This window comes from Gymnodinialimonas phycosphaerae, from assembly GCF_019195455.1.
GTDB lineage: Bacteria > Pseudomonadota > Alphaproteobacteria > Rhodobacterales > Rhodobacteraceae > Gymnodinialimonas > Gymnodinialimonas phycosphaerae.
In genome coordinates this window covers 1,289,484-1,314,001 of the sequence record NZ_JAIMBW010000001.1, presented here as the reverse complement: position 1 = coordinate 1,314,001, position 24,518 = coordinate 1,289,484, and the positions used below count along the sequence as shown (strand labels likewise).

Genomic DNA, 24,518 nt, shown 5'->3' with positions numbered 1-24,518 from the left:
CATCCCGTGGCCGACTTACTGCACCGTAATCGGCAGTTCCGCGATGGCGCGGCGGTCCTGATCCAGGAAGTACCGCAACACGTAGGACCCGGGCGTGTCAGGCACGCGGAGGGTCAGGGGAGAGCCATCGCTGGTCCGCTCATAGGTCTCCCATTGTGCGCCGCCGGTGCCGCCCACGCGGCCCAAGCCGATGAAATCACGCGGATAATCGGGGCCCGTCCACTGAACCTCCACGGTTCCACCTGCGGTCGCCGTTTGCGGCGCGGTCAGCGTGGCGACCACGTCTGTCAGGGTGATTGGCACCTCGGCAATCACGGCGCGGTCCTGATCGATGAAGTAGCGGATCACATATGCGCCCGGCTGCACCGGCATCAGCAATTGCAAGGGCGAGCCGTCTTCAGTTCGGGTATAGTTCTCCCACTGATCGCCTCCGGTCGCGCCGACGCGGCCTATCCCGATGAAATCGCGGTGATAATCCGGTCCGGTCCAGCCGATCTCGACGAGGGAGCCGACCGCTGCCGTGGCCGGTGCCGTGATCGAGGCCTCGGGCGCGGTCAGCGTGATTTCCGCTTCCGCCTGCACGACCCGGTCCTGATCGACGAAGTATCGGATCACATAAGCGCCGGGTTCCGTCGGGGTCAGCAACTGCAACGGCGAGCCGTCTTCGGTGCGGGTGTAATTCTCCCACTGGTTGCCGCCTGTTGCGCCCAAGCGGCCTATCCCGATGAAATCGCGCGGGAAATCAGGGCCAGTCCAAGTGACATCGATCGTGGAGCCTGCCACGGCCGTACTCGGGGCAGACACAGAAGAGGCAGCCGCCGTCAGCTCAATCTGCGCCTCAGCCAACACCGTGCGGTCCTGATCCACGAAATAGCGGATCATGTAGGTGCCGGGCACCGGAGGGGTTTGCAGACGCAGAATGGGACCATCCTCGGTGCGTGTATAGTTCTCCCACTGGTTGCCGCCGGTGGCGCCCACGCGGCCTATGCCTATGAAATCACGGGGATAATTGGGGCCACTCCAGGCGACCTCGATGGTGGATCCGGCCACGGCCGTCTCGGGCGCCGTGATCGAGGCCGCGGCTTCGGTCAACGTGATCTGCGCCTCGGCGAGGACGTAGCGATCCTGATCCATGAAGTAGCGGACCACGTAAGTGCCGGGCAGGGGCGGCGTTTGCAGACGCAAAATGGTGCCTTCCTCGGTGCGGGTGAAGTTCTCCCACCGGTCGCCGCCGGTTGCACCAGCTCGACCTATACCAATGTAATCACGGTGATAATCAGGCCCGGTCCATGCCACTTCGATGGTCGATCCAGCCACGGCTGTGGCGGGAAGGGTGAGGGTGGCCGAAGCGGGTGTCACGGTGATTGGCGCCTCGGCGATCACCACACGGTCCTGATCGATGAAGTAGCGGATCACATACGCACCCGGCGCTGGCGGGACTTGCAAGCGAAGCACTTGGCCTTCGTCTGTGCGCGTGAAGTTGTCCCACCGGTCGCCGCCCGTGGCACTGGCAAGGCCGATCCCGATGTAGTCACGGGGATTATCTGGGCCGGTCCAGGCGACTTCGATGGTCGAGCCCGCCACGGCGGTCGCAGGCGCTGTGATGGAGCCCAAAACATCTACAACTTCAATGGCTTGACGGGCGATGACCCGTTCTCCCTCGCGCAGAATATAGTGCAGCTCGTAGAGGCCGGGCTGCGGCGGGGCGGTCAGTTCCAACGGGTTGCCGAACGAGACCGCTCGCCCGTTGGACCGGGTTGCCGTCTCGCCTACCGGAACCAGTGCGATGCGATCCTGCGGGTATCCGGGGCCTTCCCAGGGGACAGTGAAGCGGGTCGCGATCTCGACGGTTTCCGGCCCGTTCAGCACTGCCGAGACGTCTGTCACCACGATGGGCGTTGAGCCGATGATCGGTCCGTTGCCCCCCTCTTGGCGATAGGTGATGTCGTAGGTTCCGGGCGTGGCGGGCAGGCGAAGGATGGCGGGATTATCGCGCGCGGAGACCACGTTGAGCAGCACATCAGTTTGGGGGTCGCGGATCAGAATCATGTCTCTGGCCTCGCCGGGACCCTCCCACGCGACCTCGATGTCGGCGGCGACAGGGGCCGTTGCGGGCGCCGTCAACGTGGCCGTTGCGGCGGGTTCAGGGAAGACGACGATGATCTCTCGGGCCTGATCGACCACAACAAAATCAACGCTCTCCTCGATTTCCTGTGCTGTCCAATAGGCGGTGACGCGGTAGGCGCCACGGCTCATCTGGAATGTCGCGGGGTTTGTGGTGACCGGGTTGGTGCTGAGCGGCTCCACGTCCCAGACCACGGGATCGGTGATCGTCACGCCGCCGACATCGCCGATGCGCGCGACGAAACTGACCTCGACCAGTAGGGCGGGCAAGGGGATGATGACCTCCTGCGGGGTGTTGGGCTCGACCGTGAAGCGGGCCTCGTGGCGCGTGCCGGCATTGGCACGCTCGACGGACAGGCGATACTCACCGGGCAACAGGCCGACATTGCCGCCGGGCGCAACGACGGGGCCAAGCAGCACGGTGTCGGCACTGTCAAACAGCGTCCATGCCAATTGCGAGGCGGGCACGGACATGTCGGGTTCCACCCGCGCGGTGAAGGTCACCTGGCTGGTCTCGATGATCGGAGGCATGGCGACGACGATCAGGTCTGTCTGGCCTTCGACAACGGTGAAAGACGTCTGATAGGTTTGCGGGCCATCGGGCTCTGTCCGCGTGGCCTGGGCCACGTAAGTGCCTGGGAGCAGGGTGGCATCTATCGCGGGGCCGGGGGTGCCGGTGCTGATAACGTCGCCATCCGCACCCAGAATCGTCCAGGTGACGGGGCGCGTGGGCAAGGTGCCCTGGGGCAGGACTTGCGCCTCGATCCGCATGGGCGTGGGCATGACGGCCACGACCTGGGTCAACGCCTGGCTGAGTTCCGTGGCGTTGTCGGCGGTCAGGAACTGCCCCCCGGTATTGTCGGCGATGCACTGCATCTGCGCGCGCGCTTCGGGTTCGGAGGCGACGTCGAAGCCGATCACATGGGCAGTGAAATCGACGCCCGTGGCCTCCAACGCAGCGGCGATGGCGCAGGGGTCGGGGTTACAGTTCTCGATCCCGTCCGAGACGAGGATCACGGTGGCGGCTTCCTCGGTGTGGCGCAGGCTTTGCGCGGCGGCGATGACCGCGTCGGTCATTGGCGTGCGGCCGCGCGGGTTGATGGCGTTGACGGCCTCCAGGATGCGCGCTTGAGTGCCCGGCGCGGGGGCGACGATCGTCTCGATATCCGTGCAGCTGCCACGCTCACGGTGGCCATAAACCGTGAGGCCAAGGGACACATCATCGGCCATTTCGGCCAGCATCTCGGCAATGACCTCGCGGGCGATAACGATCTTGTTCACGCCGTCGATCTGCCCCCACATCGATCCCGATCCATCCAGAACCAGAATCGTATTGGGCCGATCCGCCGATTGGGCGAGGGCCGTGAGGGGCAACATCATGAGGGTTATCAGGGCGAGGAATAACGCGCGCATCGGGGACATCCGTTCTAGATAATATGGGACAGCGGGCCGGGAATAGACCGACCATTGCCCTTACGGTAACCTGTTCTGCGTGATCCGCAAAGGGTAGGTTTTCCGCTGGTTTCCCCCAGGTTCCTTCCTTCGTTTCCTTCCGTCACGCCGCCCGCTTGACGGGGCCAGTGAAACAGGGGAAGCAGGCGCCATGCATACCCCCCGCACCCCCTGGCCGCTGATCGCGGCGCTCTACCTCACGGGGCTGATCGCGGGAATGCAGTTCAGCAAGATATCCTTGACCTTGACGGGCTTGGCGACGGTCTATCCGGGGTGGCCCGTGGCCTTCGCCGTCTCGGGCGTGGCGGTCATGGGGATCGCGTTCGGGGTCATGGCGGGGGGGATCACGGCCAGCATCGGGCCGCGCCGCGCCATCCTTTGGGCTTTGGGGGCCTCGGCCCTTGTCGGCGCGGCAGAGGCGTTTTTGCCGCCTTTTCAGGTGTTTATGGCCCTGCGCGTGGTGGAAGGGGCAGGGCATTTGGTTCTAGTCGTGGCGGTGCCCACGTTGATGGCCCGCCTTGCCGGCCCCAAGGATCGCGCCATGGTCATGGGCCTTTGGGCGACCTTCTTTGGCGTTGGTTTTGCCGTGGCGGCCTTGGTGATGGGCGACAACCTGCGCGCCGCCTACGGCGGGCACGCCGTGTTCGCGGCAGGCATGCTGGCGGTCCTTTGGGTGATGCTGCCCCAAGGCGTCGTGGTGGTGCGCCGCCCCCTCCCACGTCTGTCCGATCACGTGATGATTTACACGACCCCGCGCCTGTTCGCGCCGGGCCTGGGCCACGGCCTCTATGCGATGTTGTTCCTGGCCCTGATCACCTTCCTGCCTGCGGCGTTGGACGCGCTGTGGTTGGCGCCGATCCTGCCGCTGGCGGGCATCGCGGGATCGTTCCTGGCGGGCGTCCTTGCGCGTTGGATCGCACCGGGCACGCTGGTGTGGGTGACCTTCGCCGCCATGGCCGCACTTTTTGCGGTGACCATGGTTGCCGGGCCAGCCGCGCCCTACGTCCTGATCCTGACCATGGGCCTCAGCGGCATCGCGGCGGGGGCGGGTTTTGCTGCCGTGCCATGGCTGAACGAGGCCGACGACGACCGCGCACTGTCCAATGGTGCGCTGGCGCAATTGGGCAACATCGGCACCTTCACCGGCACGCCGGTGCTCGCGGCCATGGGGGCAGGCGCTTACCTTCCCACGGCTATTGTCATCTGCATCATGGCAGCAGGCGTCACCGGACTGGCGTATCGCGCTGCGCGTTCCTGAAACGTTCCTCTTTTTCAGTTGGAGACTCAGACGCTACCGCCTATGTGTGTCGGAACGGTTAACTTGGGGGCAGGCATGCCAGAGATGAAAAGCATCGAGGTGCGCGGCGCGCGCGAGCACAACCTCAAGAATATCGACGTCGATATTCCGCGCGACAAGCTGGTGGTGATCACCGGGCTGTCGGGCTCGGGCAAGTCCAGCCTTGCCTTTGACACGATCTATGCCGAAGGCCAGCGGCGCTACGTTGAAAGCCTTTCCGCTTACGCCCGGCAATTCCTTGATATGATGGAGAAACCGGACGTCGATCACATCAGCGGCCTCAGCCCCGCGATCTCGATCGAGCAGAAGACGACCTCCAAGAACCCCCGCTCGACCGTCGGCACCGTCACGGAAATCTACGACTACCTGCGCCTTCTGTTCGCCCGCGCGGGCACGCCCTACAGCCCCGCGACGGGCCAGCCGATCGAGGCGCAGCAGGTCCAGGATATGGTCGACCGTGTCATGGCGATGGAGGAGGGGACGCGCGCCTACCTTCTCGCCCCGATCATTCGGGATCGCAAAGGCGAATATCGCAAGGAATTCCTGGAACTGCGCAAGCAGGGCTTCCAGCGCGTGAAGGTGGACGGCGAATTCTACGAGTTGGACGAGCCGCCCACGCTGGACAAGAAATTCCGCCATGACATCGACGTTGTCGTCGACCGTATCGTCGTGCGCGAAGGCGCCGAGACGCGGCTGGCCGACAGTTTCCGCACCGCGCTGGATCTGGCCGACGGCATCGCGATCCTTGAGACGGCGGTAAAAGAAGAGGAGGAGCCGGAGCGATTCACCTTCTCCGAGAAATTCGCCTGTCCCGTCAGCGGCTTCACCATCCCCGAGATCGAGCCGCGCCTGTTCTCTTTCAACGCGCCCTTCGGGGCCTGCCCGTCGTGCGACGGGTTGGGGATGGAGCTGTTCTTCGACGAGGGGCTGATGGTCCCCGACAAGGCGCTGAGCCTTGAGGATGGTGCTATTGCCCCGTGGCGTAAGGGAAAATCGCCGTATTTCGTCCAGACGATCGAGGCGATTGCAAAGCATTACGGTTTCAACGCGAAGACCAAGTGGAAGGACCTGTCAGCGGAGATTCAACAGGTGTTCCTGCGCGGCTCTGGCGAAGAAGAGATCAAGTTTCGCTACGACGAAGGCGGGCGTGTGTATCAGGTGGAGCGTACGTTCGAGGGTGTCATCCCCAACATGGAACGCCGCTACCGCGAGACGGATAGCGCGTGGATCCGCGAGGAATTCGAGCGATTCCAGAACAACCGTCCCTGCGGCGATTGCGGCGGCTATCGCCTGCGGCCGGAGGCGTTGGCCGTCAAGATCGGCCCCTCCGATGACCTCAAGCATGTGGGCCAGGTCGTGCAGATGTCCATCGCCGAGGCGTTGGCTTGGATCGACACTGTCCCCGACGCCCTTAGCAAACAGAAGAACGAGGTCGCCCGCGCGATCCTCAAGGAAATCCGCGAACGTCTTGGGTTCCTGAATAACGTGGGTCTTCAGTATCTTACGCTTAGCCGCAACGCGGGCACGCTTTCGGGCGGTGAGGCGCAGCGCATTCGGCTGGCCAGCCAGATCGGCAGCGGTCTGACGGGCGTGCTTTACGTGTTGGACGAACCCTCCATCGGCCTGCATCAGCGAGACAACGACCGCCTTCTGACAACGCTCAAGAACCTGCGTGACCAGGGCAACACGGTGATTGTGGTCGAACACGACGAGGAAGCCATCCGCGAGGCCGATTACGTCTTCGACATCGGCCCCGGCGCCGGTGTGCACGGGGGCGAAGTGGTGGGCGAAGGTACACCCGCCGACCTGATCGCCAACCCCAAGTCCATCACCGGGGATTACCTTGCCGGCCGCCGCGAAATCGCTGTGCCCGCCAAGCGGCGCAAGGGCAACAAGAAGAAGCTGACAGTGGTCAAGGCCACGGGCAACAACCTGCAAAACGTCACGGTGGACTATCCGCTGGGGCAGTTCGTCTGCGTCACCGGCGTGTCGGGCGGCGGCAAGTCGACGCTGACGATCGAGACGTTGTTCAAGACCGCCTCCAGGAAGCTCAACGGGGCGCGGCAAACGCCTGCACCGTGTGAGACGATCAAGGGGCTGGAGCATCTGGACAAGGTCATCGACATCGACCAGCGGGCCATTGGGCGCACGCCGCGCTCCAACCCGGCGACGTACACCGGCGCCTTCACCCCGATCCGCGATTGGTTCGCGGGTCTGCCCGAGTCCAAGGCGCGCGGCTACAAGCCGGGGCGCTTCAGCTTCAACGTGAAGGGCGGCCGGTGCGAGGCCTGCCAGGGCGACGGCCTGATCAAGATCGAGATGCACTTCCTGCCCGACGTCTACGTCGAATGCGAGACCTGCCGGGGGCAGCGCTACAACCGCGAAACGCTGGAGATCCGCTTCAAGGGCCAAAGCATCGCCGATGTGCTGAACATGACCGTTGAGGACGCGCAGGAGTTCTTCAAGGCGGTCCCCTCGATCCGCACCAAGATGGATGCGCTGATGCGTGTGGGGCTGGGGTACATCAAGGTCGGCCAGCAGGCGACAACGCTTTCGGGCGGCGAGGCGCAGCGGGTGAAGCTGTCCAAGGAACTGGCCAAGCAATCCACGGGCCGGACGCTGTATATCCTGGATGAACCCACCACGGGTCTGCATTTCGAGGACGTGCGCAAGCTCTTGGAAGTGCTGCATGAATTGGTTGAGCAGGGCAATTCCGTGATCGTCATCGAACACAATCTCGACGTGATCAAGACCGCTGACCACATCATCGACATTGGCCCCGAGGGCGGTGACGGCGGCGGGCAGATCGTCGCCACGGGCACGCCTGAGCAAGTGGCAGACGTCGCGGAAAGCCACACCGGCCGCTACCTCGGCCCAATGCTGGACGCGCGCAAACACGCCGCCGAATAGGTAATTGGCCTGACGCATGACACCGGGGCGCGCGTGCCCCGGGCGTCGTGTGTGTCGCTAGCCCTGACCGCTACGCAACATGCGCCAATGCAGCATGATGTTGGGGAAGTACAACAGCACGACGCCGAAGGTGAAGAAGGCGGCGAACATCAGCGGGACCCACGCGACGGCAAGGACGACCCCCACGCCGCCTGCGATTTTCGTCGCCGTGATGCCGCGAAAGAACCGATGCAGCCATGAGTGCAGCAGGCGCCCGCCGTCAAGCGGCAGGACCGGGACGAGGTTGAACAGGGTAAGAAACAGGTTGAGGCGCGCGAAAAGGGTCAGTTGGCGGGTGATCTCGCTTTGCCCCTGCGGCGGCGTGAGCCATGTTCCATTGATCAAGACCGGCTCGGACGGTGTGATGGTGAGGGGCAGGATCAACGAGGCAACGGCCCAAAGCGCAAGGTTCACCAGCGGGCCTGCGATGGCAATGAACTCGGTCTGATAGGGGGTGACCCGCGCATCATGTTCGCAAAACCCGCCGCCGCCAAACAGAACCACGCGGCGCACCGGCACATTCTGGGCGACACAGGCCGCCGCATGGCCCAACTCATGCATCAGGATCGCGAGGACGATCATCGCGAAGGCGATGGCTGCGGTCCCGATGCCCCGATCAATGTAGAGCATCGCGAAGAGGACGGCGAGGACCAGCAGGCTGGCATCGAACTGGATCGGAACGCGCCAGGGCCCGCGCAGGGTGAAGACGATGGAATTGCCCATCAGGTGGCGACCCTCAGGGCGTCCAGTCCGTGGAAATGGTAGATGTCCCCATAGCGGGGCGATGCAGTCAGCGCCAGGTTCGGGCAGCGCTCAAACAGGATCGGCAGGGCGATCTGCAACTCCAGCCGTGCCAGGGGCGCGCCGACGCAGAAGTGCAATCCCGCGCCGAAGGCCAGTTGCGCCGGGCCGCCGCGCGTTGGATCGAAGGTCTCGGGGGCGGCGTAGGTTTCGGGGTCGCGGTTGGCGGCGCCGAGCAGAAGCGCCACCTGATCGCCGCGATGGAACGTGTGGCCGTGGACCTCGACCGTTTCATAGGCGGTCCGGGTGAACATGTGCAGCGGCGGGTCGATGCGCAGGAGCTCCTCGATGAATTTTGCCGGGTCGCCTTCGGGGCGGTGGCCCTGTTCCATGCACAGCTTTGCGCCATTGCCAATGGAATGCACCGTCGCCTCATGACCTGCATTCAGAAGCAGGATGCAGGTGGTGATCAACTCATCGGTGGAAAGCTTCTCACCGTCTTCCTCAGCCGCGATCAGCGCGGTGATCAGGTCGTCCTTGGGGAGGCTGCGCTTGCGCTCCACATAGTCGCGCATGAAGGCCACAAACTCTTCCGTCGCGCGGACAGCGACGTCTTCGTCGGCCCGGGTGCGGCCCGCCTGGTACATCATCACCATGGCATTGGACCAACGCAGGAGGCTTGGGGCCATATCCTCGGGCACGCCAAGAAGGCGGGCGATGATGGTGACGGGCAGGGGGCGCGCGAAAGTGTCCAGCAGGTCGTGATCTGCCGGGAACCGGTCGATCAGGTCATGGGTGAGCTGCGTGATTTCGGGCGCCAGCGCCTTGATCCGCCGGTTGGTGAAGGCCCGCAGAACGAGGCCGCGCAACCGGGTGTGGCGGGGCGGCTCCAACTCCAGCATGGAGTGGGCTTCAACGTCGTAGAAGGGCTTCAGGTGGTCCGGGATCGGCAGCGCATCCACCGGTTCACGGCCGAAACGACGGTCGCGCAGAATGGCGTTCGTGGCCTCATGCGTGGAGGTGCAGACCATGGCGTAGTCGGCCCAGTGGAACAAGGGTCCGGCTGAACGGGCGCGGTCGTAGAACGGGTAGGGGTTTTGGACGAAACCGGGATCTGTCGGAGGTTGGTGGAGGAGAGGTAGGGCCAAGGATAGGTGCCTCCGGCGGGCATTTTCAGGGAACAAAGAGGCGCGGCCGTCCCGTTTGGGGGACGACCGCGCGCGTGGCAAACCTGTTCCGCTTGGGCGCGGGTGTCAATCCGCGCCGCGCACCGGGATCGACGCGTTGGCGGCAGGGTGGAAAAGCCGCTGCACAAGGTAGATCGCCACCGCAAGGCCCACTCCGGCAAGGTCCGTCATGACGCCGCCCGCGATCAGCAAGAGGGCCGCGGCGATCAGGCCCGCGCGCAGGAACCATGCCGAGGGTCCGCCCATGAACCAGCCCTGAATACCCGACGAAAGCAGGAAGATGCCCACGATGGCGGTGACGCTCGCGCGCACGATGTTGTACCAGGCGGGGGCCTGGTGGACTATCTCGCCCGCGACCTCGATGACCTCATTGCCCTGCATCAGAAGGTTGCCGTTGTAGAAGAACATGAACGGCACGATGAAGGCGGCAAGGCCGATCTTGAAGCTGGCCACCGAGGTTTCCATCGGGTTGGCGCCCGAGATGCCCGCCGCAGCATAAGAGGCCAGCGCCACGGGCGGCGTGATGGCCGAGACCACAGCGAAGTAGAAGACGAAGAAATGTGCGGTCAGTTGCGGGATGCCAAGGGATACAAGACCCGGTGCCACGACGGAAGCAGCCACCGCGTAGGCGGCCGTGGTCGGCATGCCCATCCCCAGAAGGATCGCGATGCACATGGCGAAGAACAGCGCCAGAAGTTGGGAAACGCCCGCCAGATCCAGCAGAACGGCGGAGAAGCGCGCGCCAACACCGGTGAGCGAGATGACGCCCACGATGATGCCCGCACAGGCGCAGACGGCGATGATCTGGATCGACATGACGCCCGCGATTTCAAGGCCGCGCAGAAGCCCCTTGAGGCCGAGGCCGATGGTGCTGTCCGGCTTCATCAGCTCGGAGATCGAGATATAGACGAAGGCCGCCACGATGATCAGGCCGGTGATTGTGGCCAGCGAGGTCATCAGCGCGCTCTGGTCCGCGCCCGGTTCGGGTGTGGGCGAGGCGATCCAGACGACGGTCAACGCAATGGTCATCGCGGTGATGGCCAGCACGAAAAGGCGCTGGATCGACCAGCTACCGCGCGGAATGAAGTGCTCGGGCGCGGCCCAGGACACGACGACGGCAGCCACGGTGGCCAGCGTGCCGGCACGGATCACGGAATAGCCCATGAATAGCGCGAAGATCAGGATGACGATGGGCAGGAACAGGAAGACCTTCTTGGCCATTTCTCGGAACTTGGGCAGCTCATCCTCGCGCATGCCGCGCATCCCGAGTTTCGCGGCCTCGAAATCCACCATGAAGTAGATCGACGCAAAGTAGAGGACGGCGGGAATGATCGCGGCAATGGCGATGTCCTGGTAGGGAATGCCGGTGATCTCGGCCATGATGAAGGCGCCAGCCCCCATGATCGGGGGCATGATCTGGCCGCCCGTGGAGGCCGCGGCCTCGACCGCACCGGCGGTTTTCTTGTGGTAGCCGACCTTCTTCATCAGCGGGATCGTCAGCGAGCCCGTGGCCACGACGTTGCCCGCCGACGTGCCGTTGATCATGCCCATCAGGCCGGAGGCGAAGATGGCCACCTTGGCAGGCCCCCCGCGCGAGCGTCCTGCGGCCGCGAAGGCGAAGTTGACGAAGTAATCGCCGACCTTGGAGGCCTGAAGGAAGGCCGCGAAGATGATGAACAGGATGATGTAGGTGGAGGACACCGCCGTCGTGGGCCCGAGGATCCCCGCATCGGTGTAGACAAAGCCGAAGAAGCGTTGCCAGTCGTAGGGGTTCTGCACCGCCAGAAGGCCCGGTAGAAGGTGTGCGGTGAAGGTATAGGCGAGGAAGATACCGGTGATGATCACCAGCGCCAGGCCCGCGACACGGCGGGTCAGCTCAAGGATCATCGCCGCACCTGCTGTGGCGGCGAAAGCCACGCCGATCGGCACAAAGGATGTCCCGACCGAGTTGCGTGCGGCAGTGGAGTAGATCGGGATCAAGTAAAGCGCCACGACAAGGGCGCAGATCGCCAACACGATGTCGGAGGCGGCGAAAGACCCACGGCCCTGACGCTCGAACCAGCCAAGCACGATGGCGCCACCGGTGGCGACTAAAAGCGGGATGCCGAAGCGCCAGACTTCGGCGTTATAAATGTCGGTGCCGGGGAAGGAGGCCCATGTCGTGAGGCCCCCCATCTGCGGCAGCTCTCCGCCATTCACCTGGCCGATGAAGCCCATCACCGTGATGCCCGCGTAAAGTGCGGGCAGGGCAAAGAGCGCGGCGATCAGCGATACAGCCTTGGTGGAGCGATCGGTGCTGGCGTCCGAGCCAAAGGTGTGGGCCGAGAACAACATGAACCCCAACGCCAGCGCGCCCGCAATGTGGACGATGCGGAAGTTCCATGTCTCCAGTGGGAATTGCGGCAAGAAGGGCAGTTCGATCCCGGTCATTGCCGAGATCGACAAGCCGTTCAGCGCCGCCATGTGGAAGCCCGCGTAAAGGACCGACAGGACGGCCACGATTAGGAAGGACCGGCCTTCGAACAGGCGGCGGTTGCTTTCGACCGGCTCCTCATCCACGCCTTCGGCGATGATCGGGCCGTCTACTTGGTCGGCTGCGGCTGTCTGCTCGGTCATGGGATGTCCCTTGGGGTCTGTGTCTGGGCGGTGTTGCGGGGCGGCGGGTTCGGATCGGAACGGATCGACGCCACAGCGCGGCAGAGGGATTCGGTATAGAGTGTCGCTTGCGGATGCCGTGCTGACCCGTGGCAGCTGTGGGCAGAGACGGGGCTTCAGTTCCCTCCGTAGGGCTCACGGCAGGACGGGGCCAACATCTCGTCCAACACAAGCGAAAGGCCGCACTGCATGTGTTCACGGCAAGGACGGACGGGCCCCAAGATGGAACCCGTCCGAACAGAAGCGCTTAGCCGCCGTGGATCATGTCGGCGGGGATGTCCGCACCGGCGTTTTCCATGAACCAGCGCGCAGCACCGGGGTGCCACATCAGGACGTTGTTCTTGTCCCAGTTCTCGGGCAGCGTAGAGCGGGCCGCCCCGTGGATCGCCACCATCCGCTCGTTGTCGGACATGATGATGTCGACCACTTCGTAGACGAAGCTTTCAGGCAACTCGCAGTTGGCGATGGCGAAGTTCCACATCGACACGGAGTCGGCGTCTTCCGTCAGCGTCTCGTAGGTGCCAGCCGGAATGACGAACGGCGAGACGGGGAAGGTTTCCATGATCGTCGCCTGCTCTTCCTCGGTGAAGGCGATGAAGTTGATGTCGGTCTGGACTTCCAACTGGCTGACGGCTGGGGTCGGAACACCGGCTGCGAAGGCGATGACGTCCAGAAGGCCGTCCTGCACCTGACCACCAAGGTCGGTCCAGTTGCCGTTGCGGCGATCAAACTCGACGCCCAGCGTTTCCATCATGCGCGGGAAATACGTGTCCGAAGTGGAGCCTGCGGGGCCAAAGCCGATGCGCGCGCCGTCCGGAATGTCCGAGATGGAGGTGATGCCCGAGGACGCCAGCACGGTGATCGCGAAGGGCGTCTGGTACATCGGGAACATCGCGCAAGCGCCGGTCATTTGCAGGCCGGGGGCGATGGGGTTGGTGCCTTGCAGCGACTCCGCCGCCGGACCCATGGTGGTCATGCCGAATTGTGCCTCACCGGTGTGCACCAGCGCCATGTTCTGCATCGGACCGCCGGTGATTTCGCCCGCGCCGGAAATGCCAAGCTCGTCCGCCACCAGGTTGGCCCAACCGGAGCCATAGGCGAAGTAGGTGCCGCCCTGGCCCGCAGTGCCGAGCGTGAAGTTCTCGGGCCAGCCGGTGCGGTCGACGTGGCCGTCGGCGAAAGCAGAGGTCGCCACGAGGGTCGTGGTGAGCGTCAAGGCGCCCAGTTTGGTGCCAAGCTTCATGAATGTCATGGTAGTCTCCCTAAGTTGTGTGCGGTCAGGTTCCCGTGATGGGCTCCCATCCCGACCGCTTGGGGATGTGGTGTGAGCCTTTTGCGGGTACGTCCAGCGCCCATTCGTCATGTTTGCGCTAACGGTCAGTGGGTGCTGTGGGGGATGTGTCGATTACTACCCATTGTGCGGTGGCAGGTGGGTGGCAATCGACACATCAGTCACACATCAGCCACGGGCAAAATGTCTTGCAAGGCATTTATCAGAGCCTTGCAAGGCTCTGGGCAAAACCCTTTCAAGGGTTTTGGGCGCCCGGGGGCGGGCGAAAGTCGCTGCGGTCCAGCCCGTGTTTCTGCATCTTCTCGTAAAGCGCCTTACGACTGATCCCCAGCGCCTCATAGGTGGCCTTGATCGATCCGCCTTGGGCGCTGAGTGTGGCCGCGATCAGGCTGCGTTCGTGGGCGGCCATCTGGTCGGCAAGACGACCCTTATTCGGCGGATCCCCATCGAGGCCAAGGCCCAGAATGGCGCGTTCTGCCTCGTTGCGCAGTTCACGGATGTTGCCGGGCCAGCTGCGGGTGGCCAAATCGGCCAGCGCATCGGGGGAAATGGCGGGCACGGGGCGGTTGTGGCGCGCCGAGGCGCCCGCCAGCAGGATCTGGAACAGGCCGGGGATGTCTTCGCGCCGTTCCGCCAGTGGCGGCATGCGGAGCGTCACGACGTTCAGACGGTAAAGCAGGTCATCGCGAAAGGTGCCCTCGGATGCGGCCTGCGCCAGATCGCGTTTGGACGCGGCAATGACGCGCAAGTCCAGTGGCACCGCTTCGTTCGAGCCAAGCGGCGTGATCGCACGGTCCTGCAAGGCCGTCAGCAGCTTGCCTTGTAGAGGTAGGGGGATGCTGTCGATCTGGTCCAGAAACAGCGTTCCCCCCTGGGCATGGCGAAATTTGCCGTACCGCTCACGGGCCGCGCCTGCGAAAGCGCCGGGGGCGTGGCCGAACAACTCGCTTTCGATCAGGGTGTCGGGAAGGGCCGCGCAATTCACCGCCACGAAAGGCTTTGCCGCCCGGGCCGAGGCTCCGTGCAGCGCGCGCGCCGCGACCTCTTTTCCGGTGCCGGTGGCGCCTTCGATCAGCACATCCGTCTCGGTCTCGGCCACGGCGGTCAGTTGCGCGCGCAACTGCGCCATGACCTGCGAGCGCCCGATCAACTGCGCGGCAATCGGATCTGCGCGTTTTGCGGAGGCCTGCGCCTTCAGGGCGCGGACCTCCATTGTCAGGTGGCGCTTGTCCAGCGCGCGGCGGATGATCTCGACCAGCCGTGCGGGGTCGTAGGGTTTCTCGATGAAGTCATAGGCGCCCTTGCGGATGCTTTCCACTGCCAGCTCCACGTCGCCGTGGCCCGTCACAAGGATCACGGGCAGATCGGGGTCGCGCCGCAGGGCCTCGGCCATCAGCGCTTTGCCGTCCATCCCCGGCATGCGAATATCGGTCACCAGGATGCCAGGAAAAGCGGGCGAGATGTGATCCAGAGCCTCCGCCGCGGTGGCGCAGGCAATCACCGGCACATCCGCAAGCGTCAGCGTCTGCGCACCCGCGATGCGCAGATCGGCCTCATCGTCGACGAAAAGAACGGCGGCGTCGGTCATTCTGCGGCCAACTCCGGGGTGCCGGATGCCGCGGCCTCCAACGTGACGCAGAACAGCGCGCCGCCTTCGGGATGGTTCTCTGCCGACAAGCGCCCGCCGAAATCACCGACGATGTTGTAAGAAATCGACAAGCCAAGACCCAGGCCTTGCCCGGGCTCCTTGGTGGTGAAGAAGGGATCGAACGCTTGCGCCAAGGCCTCTTCTGAAAGGCCGGGCCCGATGTCGCGCACCGCGATCTGGGGCGTCTCTCCACCGCTCAAAGTGATCTCTATCCGAGGGTGTTCCAACCGTTCCATGGCGTCGAGCGCATTGCCCAGAAGGTTCACCACCACCTGTTGCAGCCGCACACGCCCGCCGCGCGCCCAGACCTCGGCCTCGGGGGGGGGGTAGACCACATCCACCCCGCGCAGGCGCGCGGCCATCAGCTCCAGGGCGTCGTCAATCACCGGCTTCAACGGCACCGGGCCGGTCTTGTCGCCGGGGCGCCGGGCGAAATTACGCAGGTGCTTGGAGATCGAGGCCATCCGGTCCGCCAGGCCGCTGATCCGCTCGATATTGCTGCGCGCCTCGTCCGAGCGCCCCCGATCAAGGAACGTGCGTGCATTCTCGGCGTAGGATTTCACGGCGGCCAGGGGCTGGTTGAACTCATGGCTCAGCGCGGCCGACATCTGCCCCAGCGCCGCCAGTTTGCCAGCCTGCACCAGTTCGGCTTGGGTCTTGCGCAGGCGTGCTTCCGTGGCTCGGCGTTCTTCGACCTCTGCCTTTAGCTCGCCTGTACGCTCGGCAACGCGGGCTTCCAACAGGCTTGCCAGCGATTGCTCGGCAGCCAGACGTTCGATCAGGCGCGCCCGGCGTCCCAGCATGGTGGCGGCTACCAGACCGACCATGACAACCATCAGGGCCAACAAAAGGCCCGCCGTCCAGGCCCGCTGTATCGCGGGCCCGGTTGGCGTCAGGATCGTCACCCGCCAACCGGGGGCGGCGATCAGCGCGGTTTGGCTTACGAAGCTTTCATCGCCCACGTGGGCCAACTCCAACCCGAAGCCAAGATCCGGATCAAGCCGTTCGACCTCAAGCCCCAGAGGTGACAGCATAGATACCGGGTATTGCCGGGTCGCAGTGATGTTCGCCAGAACCCTTGGGCCCATGGGCGCTGTCGTGCGGAAATGCCAATCGGTCCTGTCCGAAAGAAAAATCACATTGTTGATGTCGGTCACCATGATGGTGGCGTCCGAGGCGGCCCAGGTCTCTTCGAAGGCATCCAGCCGCAGCTTGACCACCACGACCCCCACGATCCGCGTGTCGTCGATCACGGGCGAGGCGAAGAAATAGCCACGCTGGCCCGAGGTGGTGCCAAGGGCGTGGAACCGCCCCAGACCGGCCCCCATGGCGTCGGTGAAATAGGGCCGGTAGGCGAAGCTTTCGCCGACGAAGGAATGCTCGGTCCGGTAATTCGACGCGGCAATCGTGCGCCCCTCCGTGTCGAGCACGTAGATGTCCGAGACATCGAGCGAGAGCGCCGATTGACGCAGCAATTCGTTGGTGAAAGGTACAATGCCGTCGTTGTCCGGTTCGGCCAGCAATTGCTGCAGGATCGCGCGGTCGGCGATCAGGGCGGGCAGAGCCTGGGTCCGTTCCAACGCGCCGCGCAGGACCTGCGTGGCCAGCCGCAAGGTCGCGGCGTCTTCCGCGCCCGCCTGGCGCAGGTACAACCGCTCGATCCGGGGCAGCGACGCAAGAATCAACGCCAACGCCAGTACCGCCAGGATCACCACGACCCAAATCGCGCGGCGCGGGCGCGTCGCGCGGGGGCGGGAAAGGGGCAGGGCGGGGCGGTCACTCATGTCTATATCTATGGCAGGCCGCTGACAAACTGGCCAGAGGGGCGCGATCGCACTAACCGCGTCCGCAATCGCGAAATTTTCCCCGCGCTGATTTCCACCCGTTCCATTGGAAATCACCGGCGGTCTGTGCATATTCTTATCACGGAGCCGCAGCGTGACAGGACGCGCCGGCACGATTGGAGGATATCTTGATGAAATTCACGCTTTCTGCCCTCGCGACGACCGCGATTGTCGGTTTGACGGCTGGCATGGGACAGGCGCAGACCAGTCTGTTGCAACCCACCCCGGATATGATCTGTGGCGGTGTTGGCGAGGCGGGCCAGTGGATGGGCGGCACGCCCGAGGCGTCTGATATCGCCACCGCGACCGATCCCCTGACCCTCACCGGCCTACCGATTGCGCTGGAAGGAAATACGGTTGGTATCTTCAGCCTTTCAAGCGCCATGGACGTGCGCGTCGAGGCGCAACCTGCGGGCGGCGGTGACAGCGTGATCGAGCTGTACGACGACGGCGGCACTCTTGTGCTGACCGACGATGACAGCGGGGGCGGTTGGGCTTCGCGCGCCGAGACGCAGTTGCAGCCGGGCAATTATTGCCTTCTGGCGCGCGGCTATGCGGGTGGCGATCTTGTCACCGACATGCGTGTGGGCCGGCTGGAGCATGAGACGATCACCGCAGGCCTCGCCGGGGGCTTTTTCGGCGACGACGACTCGTATTTCGTGGGCATCGATGCCTGCACCCCCGAGACCGAAGCCACGCCCCTTGGCAATGGTCCACTTGATGCGCAACTGGCAGAGGGCGGCGGTGTCAGCGTTGCCAACACGATCAGCGGTGTGCCCTACTACCGCTTCACGCTGGCCAGCCCGCAAGCGATATCAATCACGGCAGAGAATCCACAAGCCGACCCCTACATCTACTTCTTCGATGGCACAGGCGCGCTGATGGCCGAGAACGACGACTACCAGTCGCTCAACAGTCGGATCAATTTTACCGCGCCCCTGCCGGCGGGGGACTACTGCATCGGCATGCGGGCCCTCGGCAATCCGAACCTTCCGGTGACCGTGTCCGTAACGGGCTATGACGCTGCCGCCGCGCTGGCGGAGCTTTATGATCGCGGCGATGCGGCCCCGCCGATGGACGGCTCCTACCCGATCATCGACCTGGGTCTTCTGCCGGGTCGCTCTGTGCGGGATGCGCAGATCTCGGGCCAGCGGGCGACTTGGTATGTCTTCGAGGTCGATCAGCACGGCGCCATCGTCATTGACGCCGTGGAAGTCACCGACAGTGATCCACTGATCATCCTGTTCAACGATCTGGGCCAAGAGATTGCCTTCAACGACGATAGCGGCGGCACGCTCAACAGCCAGATCACCGCGCGGGTGCAGGCGGGGCGGTATCTTTTGGCGGTGCGTCAGTATTCTGACAACTACCAGGGTATCATCCGCATCGCGACGGAACGCTTCGTTCCTGCCCCTTGAGGGCCATGAGGTGAAGTCATGAAAGGGCCGCCCTCCAACACGCGGGGGCGGCCAGGGCTTCGCAGATCAGGCGGCGGACAATGCCGCGATGATGCCACCGAAGTCCGAGGCCTTCAGGGACGCGCCGCCGACCAGCGCCCCATCGACATTGGACACCGCAAAGATCTCGACCGCGTTGCCTGGCTTGACGGAGCCGCCGTAGAGCAGCGGAATGTCATTGGCCGCGCCGCCGCGCCGGGCCGCCAGTTCAGACCGGATATGATCATGGACCTCTGCAATCTGTTCCAGCGTGGGCGTTCGGCCCGTGCCGATGGCCCAGACCGGTTCGTAGGCCACGACGATATGCGCGGGCAGGGCGCCCGTGGGGATGGACCCCGCCAATTGGCTGGCGACGACGTTCAGCGTCACCTCGGCGTCACGCTCGGCCTCAGTTTCTCCGACGCAGATGATCGCGATCAGGCCCGCGTCGATGGCGGCGGTGACTTGGGCGGCGACATCCTCGTTGGTCTCACCATGGTCCGCGCGCCGCTCGGAATGGCCGACGATCACATGGGTCGCGCCCGCATCCGCCAGCATGCCCGCCGAGATATCGCCCGTATGGGCACCCGAGGCCGCCGCGTGGCAGCTCTGCCCGCCGACATAAAGGTCCATCAGCCCCGCGCGTGCCGCCATCGGCGCGATCAACGTGGCGGGCGGGCACAGCAATACATCGCAGGACGCGGCCGCCACGGCCTCTGCCAAGGCGTCGACCTGAACCAGATCGGCTTCCACCCCGTTCATCTTCCAATTGCCTGCCGCTATTTTCCGTGCCATCGCCGCCTCCAAGTGTTGTTTGGACCTGTCGTGGCAGGCCCGGCGCAGACGGTCAACCCGACAGGAGGTCACCGATGATCCCGCATATTGATGCCCAAGCCCTTGCGGCCCGTACGCCCGAGGCGCTTGCCGCCACGAAATACGGCGCGGAAGAGGTGGGGTTCCTGACCCTCCACAACACCGCGCTGACGGCTTCAGCCGTGTCCGAGACCATCGCCGCCTACCGCGCCTTCTTCAAAGGGGACGTCGCCAACAAGGAAGCGGTGAACATGAATGTCACCGGGTCCAACCGGGGCTGGGGTGGGGCAGGGTCCGAGCAGGTCGATCCGGCAGCCAACCCCGACTACAAGGAGGTCTTCGATTGCGGCGTCGAGCTGCCCAAGGACGACCCCTTCGCGCGCTTGCCCGTTTATGCGCCCAACCAATGGCCCGCCGCGCCCGAGGGCTTTCAGCACTGCATCGAGGGTTATTTCACCCAAGCCCGCGCGGTCTCACTAAAGCTGCTGCAAGGCATTTCGGCTGCCATCGGTGCCGATCCGACGTTTTTCGCCGACAAATTCGCCAAACCCATGGCGCTTCTGCGCGGCAATTTCTACCCGGAGCGCCCGTCCTGGGCCGGTGCCAAGGATTTCGGCATCGCCGCCCACACCGATTACGGCTGTCTGACGCTTCTGGCGACCGACGGTCAGCCGGGCCTGGAGGTGCAGTTGCGCGACGGCACATGGGTGCCGGTGCAGGCCGATCCCGGCACCTTCATCATCAACTTCGGCGAGATGCTGGAAATGTGGACAGCGGGCCAGGTGCGCGCCACGCCGCACCGGGTGATTGGCGGCACGGTCGAGCGGATCTCGATCCCGTTGTTCTTCAATCCGGCCTATGACACGAATGTCGCGCCTGCAGGCGCGCCGCCCCTCAGCGCTGGTGAGCACCTCTCAAAACGCTACGCCGAGACCTACACGCATCTGCAAGGCGCGAGCTAATCAGCCCCGATCCCAGGCAACCACGTGCAATTATCTTTTTTCTCTAAATATGCCGGGAGTTTGGGGGCTGGCCCCCAACGACGGACGCAATCAAGGACTGGCCCCACATTCAACCCGTCACAAATGTTCCAACGCGCGCCGGGCCCAAGCCACGGCCTCGTCCGGGTCGTCCATGGCCGCCTCGGGCATCGTCCAGTAGGGCATCGCGGTGGGCTTGCGCTTCGCTCCCTCCCGCTCGTAGGTCCAGCGGGTGCAGCCTTCCGCGTCGAGCACGTCACAGAACGCACCCCGGCCTTTCAGGAACAATTGTCCGTCCGACATCAAGAGCGCGAAAATCGTGCCATCGTGATAGATGCAAAGGCCGCCCATCATCTTGCGGGTCGTCAGGCCGCCAAGACCGTCAAAAAGCTCCAGCGCGTGGGCGATCTCCTCGTCGGAAACGCTCACTCCGCGTTCTGCTCGGCGGTCAGTTCATCGGCGTCCTTGAACTTGATCGACTCGCCGCAGCCGCAGGCGTCGGTGACGTTGGGATTGCGGAACTGGAACGAGGATTCCAGCAGCGACACCTCATAGTCGATTTCGGTGCCGAACAGGAACATCTGTGCCATCGGCGCGATCATCACGCGCGCGCCGTCCTGCTCCACCACTTCGTCATGCGGGTCGATCTCGGACACATATTCCATGGTGTATTCCATGCCCGCGCAGCCGCCTTTCTTGATGCCGATGCGCAGACCTTGTGTGCCGCCCTGTGCCATCAGTTTGGCGATCTGTTTGGCGGCTTTGTCCGTCATGGTGACGGCTTGTTTTCCGGGGATCCCGAACATGGCGCTTCGCTTTCCTGTGACTGCTTGAAAGTAATGTAAGCCGAGTGGGCCTTTTTCTCAAGATACCGGCGTTCAAGATACTGTAGCTCAAGATACTGGCCCCCAAACCACGGCACTCAAATCACCGGGGCGTCAATGCATCATTGGCATGACCAGCGCCAGAGGCACGGCCACCGCCAGGCCCCAGGCAAGGCTGATGCCCGAGCCCAAGAACAACCGTCTGCGCGCACCCTCGTCGCGGCCCACGAAGCTTAGCCCCATGTAGATTCCCTTCAGCGCAATCACTGCCGCCACCCAGATGGGCCAGCCGCCGATCAACACCACACAAAGTGCCGCGCGCTCCGCCCATCCCAGAACCACCCCGTGGCTCGAGCCGGGGCCGCGCGCGCCCATCAACATCGCCACCGCATATTGCCCGCCGCGCGCGGCAAAAAGCACGCCGCCGACGATCATGTAGTAAAGCGGCAGGGCCTCGACCTCGGCCAGCGGGCTCATCGGCCAGATCTGTGGCGCCAGAAGCGCAATGCCGGTGATCGAGGCGATATGAAGCACCTGATCGGCCACATAAGCGCTGAGGCCTTCGGGCATGGCGTAGGTCTTGATGATATCGATCCACAGATGCAGCAACGCCAAGGCCAGGAACCACGGGTTCAGGGTCAGCGTCGTGGCGCACATCGTCCCAAGCACCAATCCGATATGGGCGGCCATGGCGATTGGGCGCTTCTTGTTCACGACCATCCAGGTGGTCTGCAACACGTAATCCGCGATCACATGGGCCAGAAACAATGCGGCAAAGGTATAGGCTGCCATCGGTTGTGTTGGTCCTGCTTCCAAGGGGGCCTGCGCGCGGCGCAGCCCCGTTGACGGCGCAAGGCACGCCGTCCCCTTCCTAAATTCCCCTTGGAAAAACGATGGCAGGCGGATCGGCTTTGGACAAGCGCGGCGCTGATCAAATCGACCTAAGGATTGCCTGCCTTTACTGGGCGGGCATTTGCGGCAAGCGGCGCTTACATGAAGCCCAGTTCAAGCCGCGCCTCGTCGGACATCATGTCCATGCCCCAGGGCGGCTCCCAAGTCAGTTGCACATCCACCTGCTTCACGCCGTCCAGCGGCTCGACCGCGTCGGCGACCCAGCCGGGCATCTCACCGGCCACGGGACAGCCCGGCGCGGTCAGCGTCATGATGATCGAAACCTCATTTTCGGCCCCGATGTCGATCGTGTAGATCAGGCCAAGATCGTAGATGTTCACCGGGATTTCCGGGTCGAACACCGAACGGCAGGCCTCCACCACATTGTCGTAAAGCGGGTGCTCGGTGCTTGAGGGCGCGATCAACGGCGCGCCTTCCATCTGGGGTGTCTGCTCGGTCATGGGTCGTGTCCTGCCTTGGGCCTGCCGTGGTACCTGACAGAAGATATAAGGATTGCCGGGCGGGGCGTAAAGGTGGGCTGCGCGTCTGTGATGTCGCGCACTTGTGGAACGGGAGCGAACCTGTCAGCCTTCACGCCATAGCAAGAGTGGTATCATGAAGAACTGGGACGAAATGGCCGCGCCATGGCTGCGCGCCGAGACCCGGATGGAGGCCGCCCATGGTCCTGTCCTGGACGCTTTGCTGGAGCGCGCGGCGCTGGCACCGGGGGCGCGGGTGCTCGACATCGGCATCGGAAGTGGACTCAGCACTCTGCGCGCGGCCGAGGCCGTGGGGCAGGGCGGTGCGGTTCTGGGCGTCGATATCTCGCCGCCTTTCGTGGCCCGCGCGGCCGAGCGGTTGCCGCAAAACGCCCAAGCCATGATCGTGGATGCCGAGGCAGCCGATTGGGACGAGACGGACTTCGGTCAGGCGATATCGCTATTCGGCACGATGTTCTTCACTGATACCGCCGCGGCCTTCGCCAACATCCGCCAGGCCATGGCGCCGGGCGGGCAGTTCACCTTCGTCGCCTGGGCACCACCTGCCTCCAACCCGTGGCTCAGCATCAGCGGCCAAGCGGTGACCGAGGTGCTGGGTCCCGCAGACCCACGCGCTGATCCCAACGCACCGGGGCCATTCCGCTTTGCGCTGCCCGAAGTCGCCCTGACGGCCCTTGATGCGGCGGGCTGGCAGGCAGAGGTCGAAACCTTGCCCCTGACCCTCACCCCCAACGGCACAGCGGAAGAGATCGCGGCCACCCAGATGGAGCTTGGCGTCGCGGCCAGCCGCATCGCGGGCGAAGGCCCTGATGCCGAGGAACTGGAGGCCATCGCAGACGCCATCGCCTCGCGCTTCCGGCAAATGCAGACCAAGGCGGGCGCCGTGAAAGTGCCTGCGCGGGTGCATTTCTTCACCGCTGTGGCTTAACGCGCCGAAAGGAACTGCGCCAAGGCTGTCAGCGCATGGCGCACCGGCGGATCATGGCGCCCCTCGTGGTGGCAGACCAGCCATTGTTCATGGGTCAACTCATGGATCGGGTCGTCCAATTGCATCAGCGGCGCGATCATCGGCGCCATGAAGGTCGGCAGGATCACGCGTCCGATGCCCGCCTTGGCCATGGCCACGGCAAGGACGGCGTCATTGGCGCGGGTGGCGATCTGGTCGGCGTGATTGGCCTCCAGCCAGCGCGCGGTGGGCGTGCCCGAACGGTCACCACTGGCCCCGATCCAACCTGTGACGCTGGCATCCAGCCCGTAGACGGCGAATTCTACCGTGCCGGTGCGCCGCCCCGCCAGCCAGGGCTGATCCGGGCGGCGATTGCGGATGCCGATGTCGATCTGCCGCCGCGCGATGTCCTGGAACAACTCCCCTGACAGGAACTCGGGCACCCAATCAAAGGTTGGCTGCCAAATGTCTTGAAACCCACGCGCCAACAGCTTTGACGTCCATGTCCCGGCCGAAATGCGAACCGCCCGCTTCCCCGGGCGCTGGCTGCGCCAGACCTCTATGTCGGCGGCGGCGGCCTCCATCCGTTCCGTTCGGCTCAACAACTCGCGGCCTGCGGGTGTCAGCGCATACCCGTCGCGCCCATGCAGGAACAGCGGGCGATCCATCGCGGCCTCCAACGCCTTCATTCGGCGTGACAGCGTCGCCGCACTGCTTCCCGTCTGCGCTGCCGCTGCCGTCAGGCTGCCCTGGCGCGCCACGGCCGAGAACAGTGCCAGATCATCCCACATGTGCGTTGCCCTTTGCAAAAATGAAAACCAACCCGCGATCCTGTCTGTCGCGATACGGTGCCGAGCTGTGGCAGCTTCCCCTTGTTCACATAAGGATATATGCCATGCACGAAGTTATTCGCAAGATCCACATCCCCGAGGCTCCCCGA

The 24,518-nt window shown here is 64.3% G+C and carries 18 protein-coding genes; 5 read left to right on the top strand and 13 right to left on the bottom strand.

Going from position 1 to position 24,518, the window contains the following annotated elements:
* Positions 1 to 15: 15 nt before the first annotated feature.
* Positions 16 to 3,546: a vWA domain-containing protein gene (locus tag KUL25_RS06430; protein WP_257892182.1), complete on the bottom strand. Its 3,531-nt coding sequence runs from the start codon at positions 3,544 to 3,546 to the stop codon at positions 16 to 18.
* 181 nt (positions 3,547 to 3,727) lie between these two features.
* Here KUL25_RS06430 and KUL25_RS06425 point away from each other — a divergent pair, with 181 nt between their 5' ends.
* Both KUL25_RS06425 and uvrA read left to right on the top strand, forming a co-directional pair.
* Positions 3,728 to 4,834, top strand: coding sequence for an MFS transporter (locus KUL25_RS06425; RefSeq protein ID WP_257892181.1), 1,107 nt, complete (start codon positions 3,728 to 3,730; stop codon positions 4,832 to 4,834).
* A gap of 75 nt (positions 4,835 to 4,909) precedes the next feature.
* On the top strand, positions 4,910 to 7,783 hold the full coding sequence (uvrA, locus tag KUL25_RS06420) for an excinuclease ABC subunit UvrA (protein ID WP_257892180.1): 2,874 nt from the start codon (positions 4,910 to 4,912) through the stop codon (positions 7,781 to 7,783).
* Between the two features lie 57 nt (positions 7,784 to 7,840).
* Here uvrA and KUL25_RS06415 read toward each other — a convergent pair whose 3' ends face one another.
* The 6 genes from KUL25_RS06415 to KUL25_RS06390 form a co-directional block, all read right to left on the bottom strand.
* A complete protein-coding gene (locus KUL25_RS06415; RefSeq protein ID WP_257892179.1) occupies positions 7,841 to 8,545 on the bottom strand; it encodes a site-2 protease family protein in 705 nt (234 codons plus the stop codon).
* Positions 8,545 to 9,711, bottom strand: coding sequence for a cytochrome P450 (locus tag KUL25_RS06410; RefSeq protein WP_257892178.1), 1,167 nt, complete (start codon positions 9,709 to 9,711; stop codon positions 8,545 to 8,547). The genes KUL25_RS06415 and KUL25_RS06410 overlap by 1 nt, the downstream gene beginning before the upstream one ends.
* A gap of 105 nt (positions 9,712 to 9,816) precedes the next feature.
* Positions 9,817 to 12,366 (bottom strand): TRAP transporter permease, encoded by a 2,550-nt coding sequence (locus tag KUL25_RS06405; protein ID WP_257892177.1) that lies wholly within the window; start codon positions 12,364 to 12,366, stop codon positions 9,817 to 9,819.
* Positions 12,367 to 12,652: 286 nt separating this feature from the next.
* Complete coding sequence (locus KUL25_RS06400; RefSeq protein WP_427854478.1) at positions 12,653 to 13,648, bottom strand: TAXI family TRAP transporter solute-binding subunit; 996 nt, start codon at positions 13,646 to 13,648, stop codon at positions 12,653 to 12,655.
* A gap of 283 nt (positions 13,649 to 13,931) precedes the next feature.
* Positions 13,932 to 15,284, bottom strand: a complete 1,353-nt coding sequence (locus tag KUL25_RS06395) for a sigma-54-dependent transcriptional regulator (RefSeq protein ID WP_068353608.1) — start codon at positions 15,282 to 15,284, stop codon at positions 13,932 to 13,934.
* Positions 15,281 to 17,128, bottom strand: a complete 1,848-nt coding sequence (locus tag KUL25_RS06390) for a sensor histidine kinase (protein ID WP_257892175.1) — start codon at positions 17,126 to 17,128, stop codon at positions 15,281 to 15,283. Before KUL25_RS06390 ends, KUL25_RS06395 begins: the two co-directional genes overlap by 4 nt.
* Positions 17,129 to 17,319: 191 nt before the next feature.
* On the opposite strand from KUL25_RS06390, the gene KUL25_RS06385 reads away from it, so the two are divergent.
* Complete coding sequence (locus KUL25_RS06385; RefSeq protein WP_257892174.1) at positions 17,320 to 18,606, top strand: PPC domain-containing protein; 1,287 nt, start codon at positions 17,320 to 17,322, stop codon at positions 18,604 to 18,606.
* A gap of 66 nt (positions 18,607 to 18,672) precedes the next feature.
* On the opposite strand, the gene tpiA is transcribed toward KUL25_RS06385, so the two are convergent.
* On the bottom strand, positions 18,673 to 19,419 hold the full coding sequence (gene tpiA / locus KUL25_RS06380; RefSeq protein WP_257892173.1) for a triose-phosphate isomerase: 747 nt from the start codon (positions 19,417 to 19,419) through the stop codon (positions 18,673 to 18,675).
* A gap of 74 nt (positions 19,420 to 19,493) precedes the next feature.
* On the opposite strand from tpiA, the gene KUL25_RS06375 reads away from it, so the two are divergent.
* Positions 19,494 to 20,399 (top strand): isopenicillin N synthase family dioxygenase, encoded by a 906-nt coding sequence (locus KUL25_RS06375; protein WP_257892172.1) that lies wholly within the window; start codon positions 19,494 to 19,496, stop codon positions 20,397 to 20,399.
* 117 nt (positions 20,400 to 20,516) lie between these two features.
* On the opposite strand, the gene KUL25_RS06370 is transcribed toward KUL25_RS06375, so the two are convergent.
* The 4 genes from KUL25_RS06370 to KUL25_RS06355 form a co-directional block, all read right to left on the bottom strand.
* Positions 20,517 to 20,846 carry a TfoX/Sxy family protein gene (locus tag KUL25_RS06370; protein WP_257892171.1) on the bottom strand — a complete coding sequence of 110 codons (330 nt, stop codon included), beginning with the start codon at positions 20,844 to 20,846 and terminating at the stop codon, positions 20,517 to 20,519.
* Positions 20,843 to 21,223, bottom strand: a complete 381-nt coding sequence (locus KUL25_RS06365) for a HesB/IscA family protein (RefSeq protein ID WP_068353590.1) — start codon at positions 21,221 to 21,223, stop codon at positions 20,843 to 20,845. The genes KUL25_RS06370 and KUL25_RS06365 overlap by 4 nt, the downstream gene beginning before the upstream one ends.
* Positions 21,224 to 21,355: 132 nt before the next feature.
* The gene (locus tag KUL25_RS06360) at positions 21,356 to 22,033 is read right to left on the bottom strand and encodes a DUF3307 domain-containing protein (RefSeq protein WP_257892170.1); all 678 of its coding nucleotides are present in this window, start codon (positions 22,031 to 22,033) and stop codon (positions 21,356 to 21,358) included.
* 197 nt (positions 22,034 to 22,230) lie between these two features.
* A complete protein-coding gene (locus KUL25_RS06355; protein WP_257892169.1) occupies positions 22,231 to 22,593 on the bottom strand; it encodes an SUF system Fe-S cluster assembly protein in 363 nt (120 codons plus the stop codon).
* A 154-nt stretch (positions 22,594 to 22,747) separates the two neighbouring features.
* Between KUL25_RS06355 and KUL25_RS06350 the strand changes: the two genes are divergently transcribed.
* Positions 22,748 to 23,560, top strand: a complete 813-nt coding sequence (locus KUL25_RS06350; RefSeq protein ID WP_257892168.1) for a class I SAM-dependent methyltransferase — start codon at positions 22,748 to 22,750, stop codon at positions 23,558 to 23,560.
* Here the strand turns inward: KUL25_RS06350 and KUL25_RS06345 are convergent.
* Positions 23,557 to 24,369 carry a LysR family transcriptional regulator gene (locus KUL25_RS06345; protein WP_257892167.1) on the bottom strand — a complete coding sequence of 271 codons (813 nt, stop codon included), beginning with the start codon at positions 24,367 to 24,369 and terminating at the stop codon, positions 23,557 to 23,559. The two genes, KUL25_RS06350 and KUL25_RS06345, sit on opposite strands and share 4 nt — an antisense overlap.
* Positions 24,370 to 24,518: the final 149 nt, after the last annotated feature.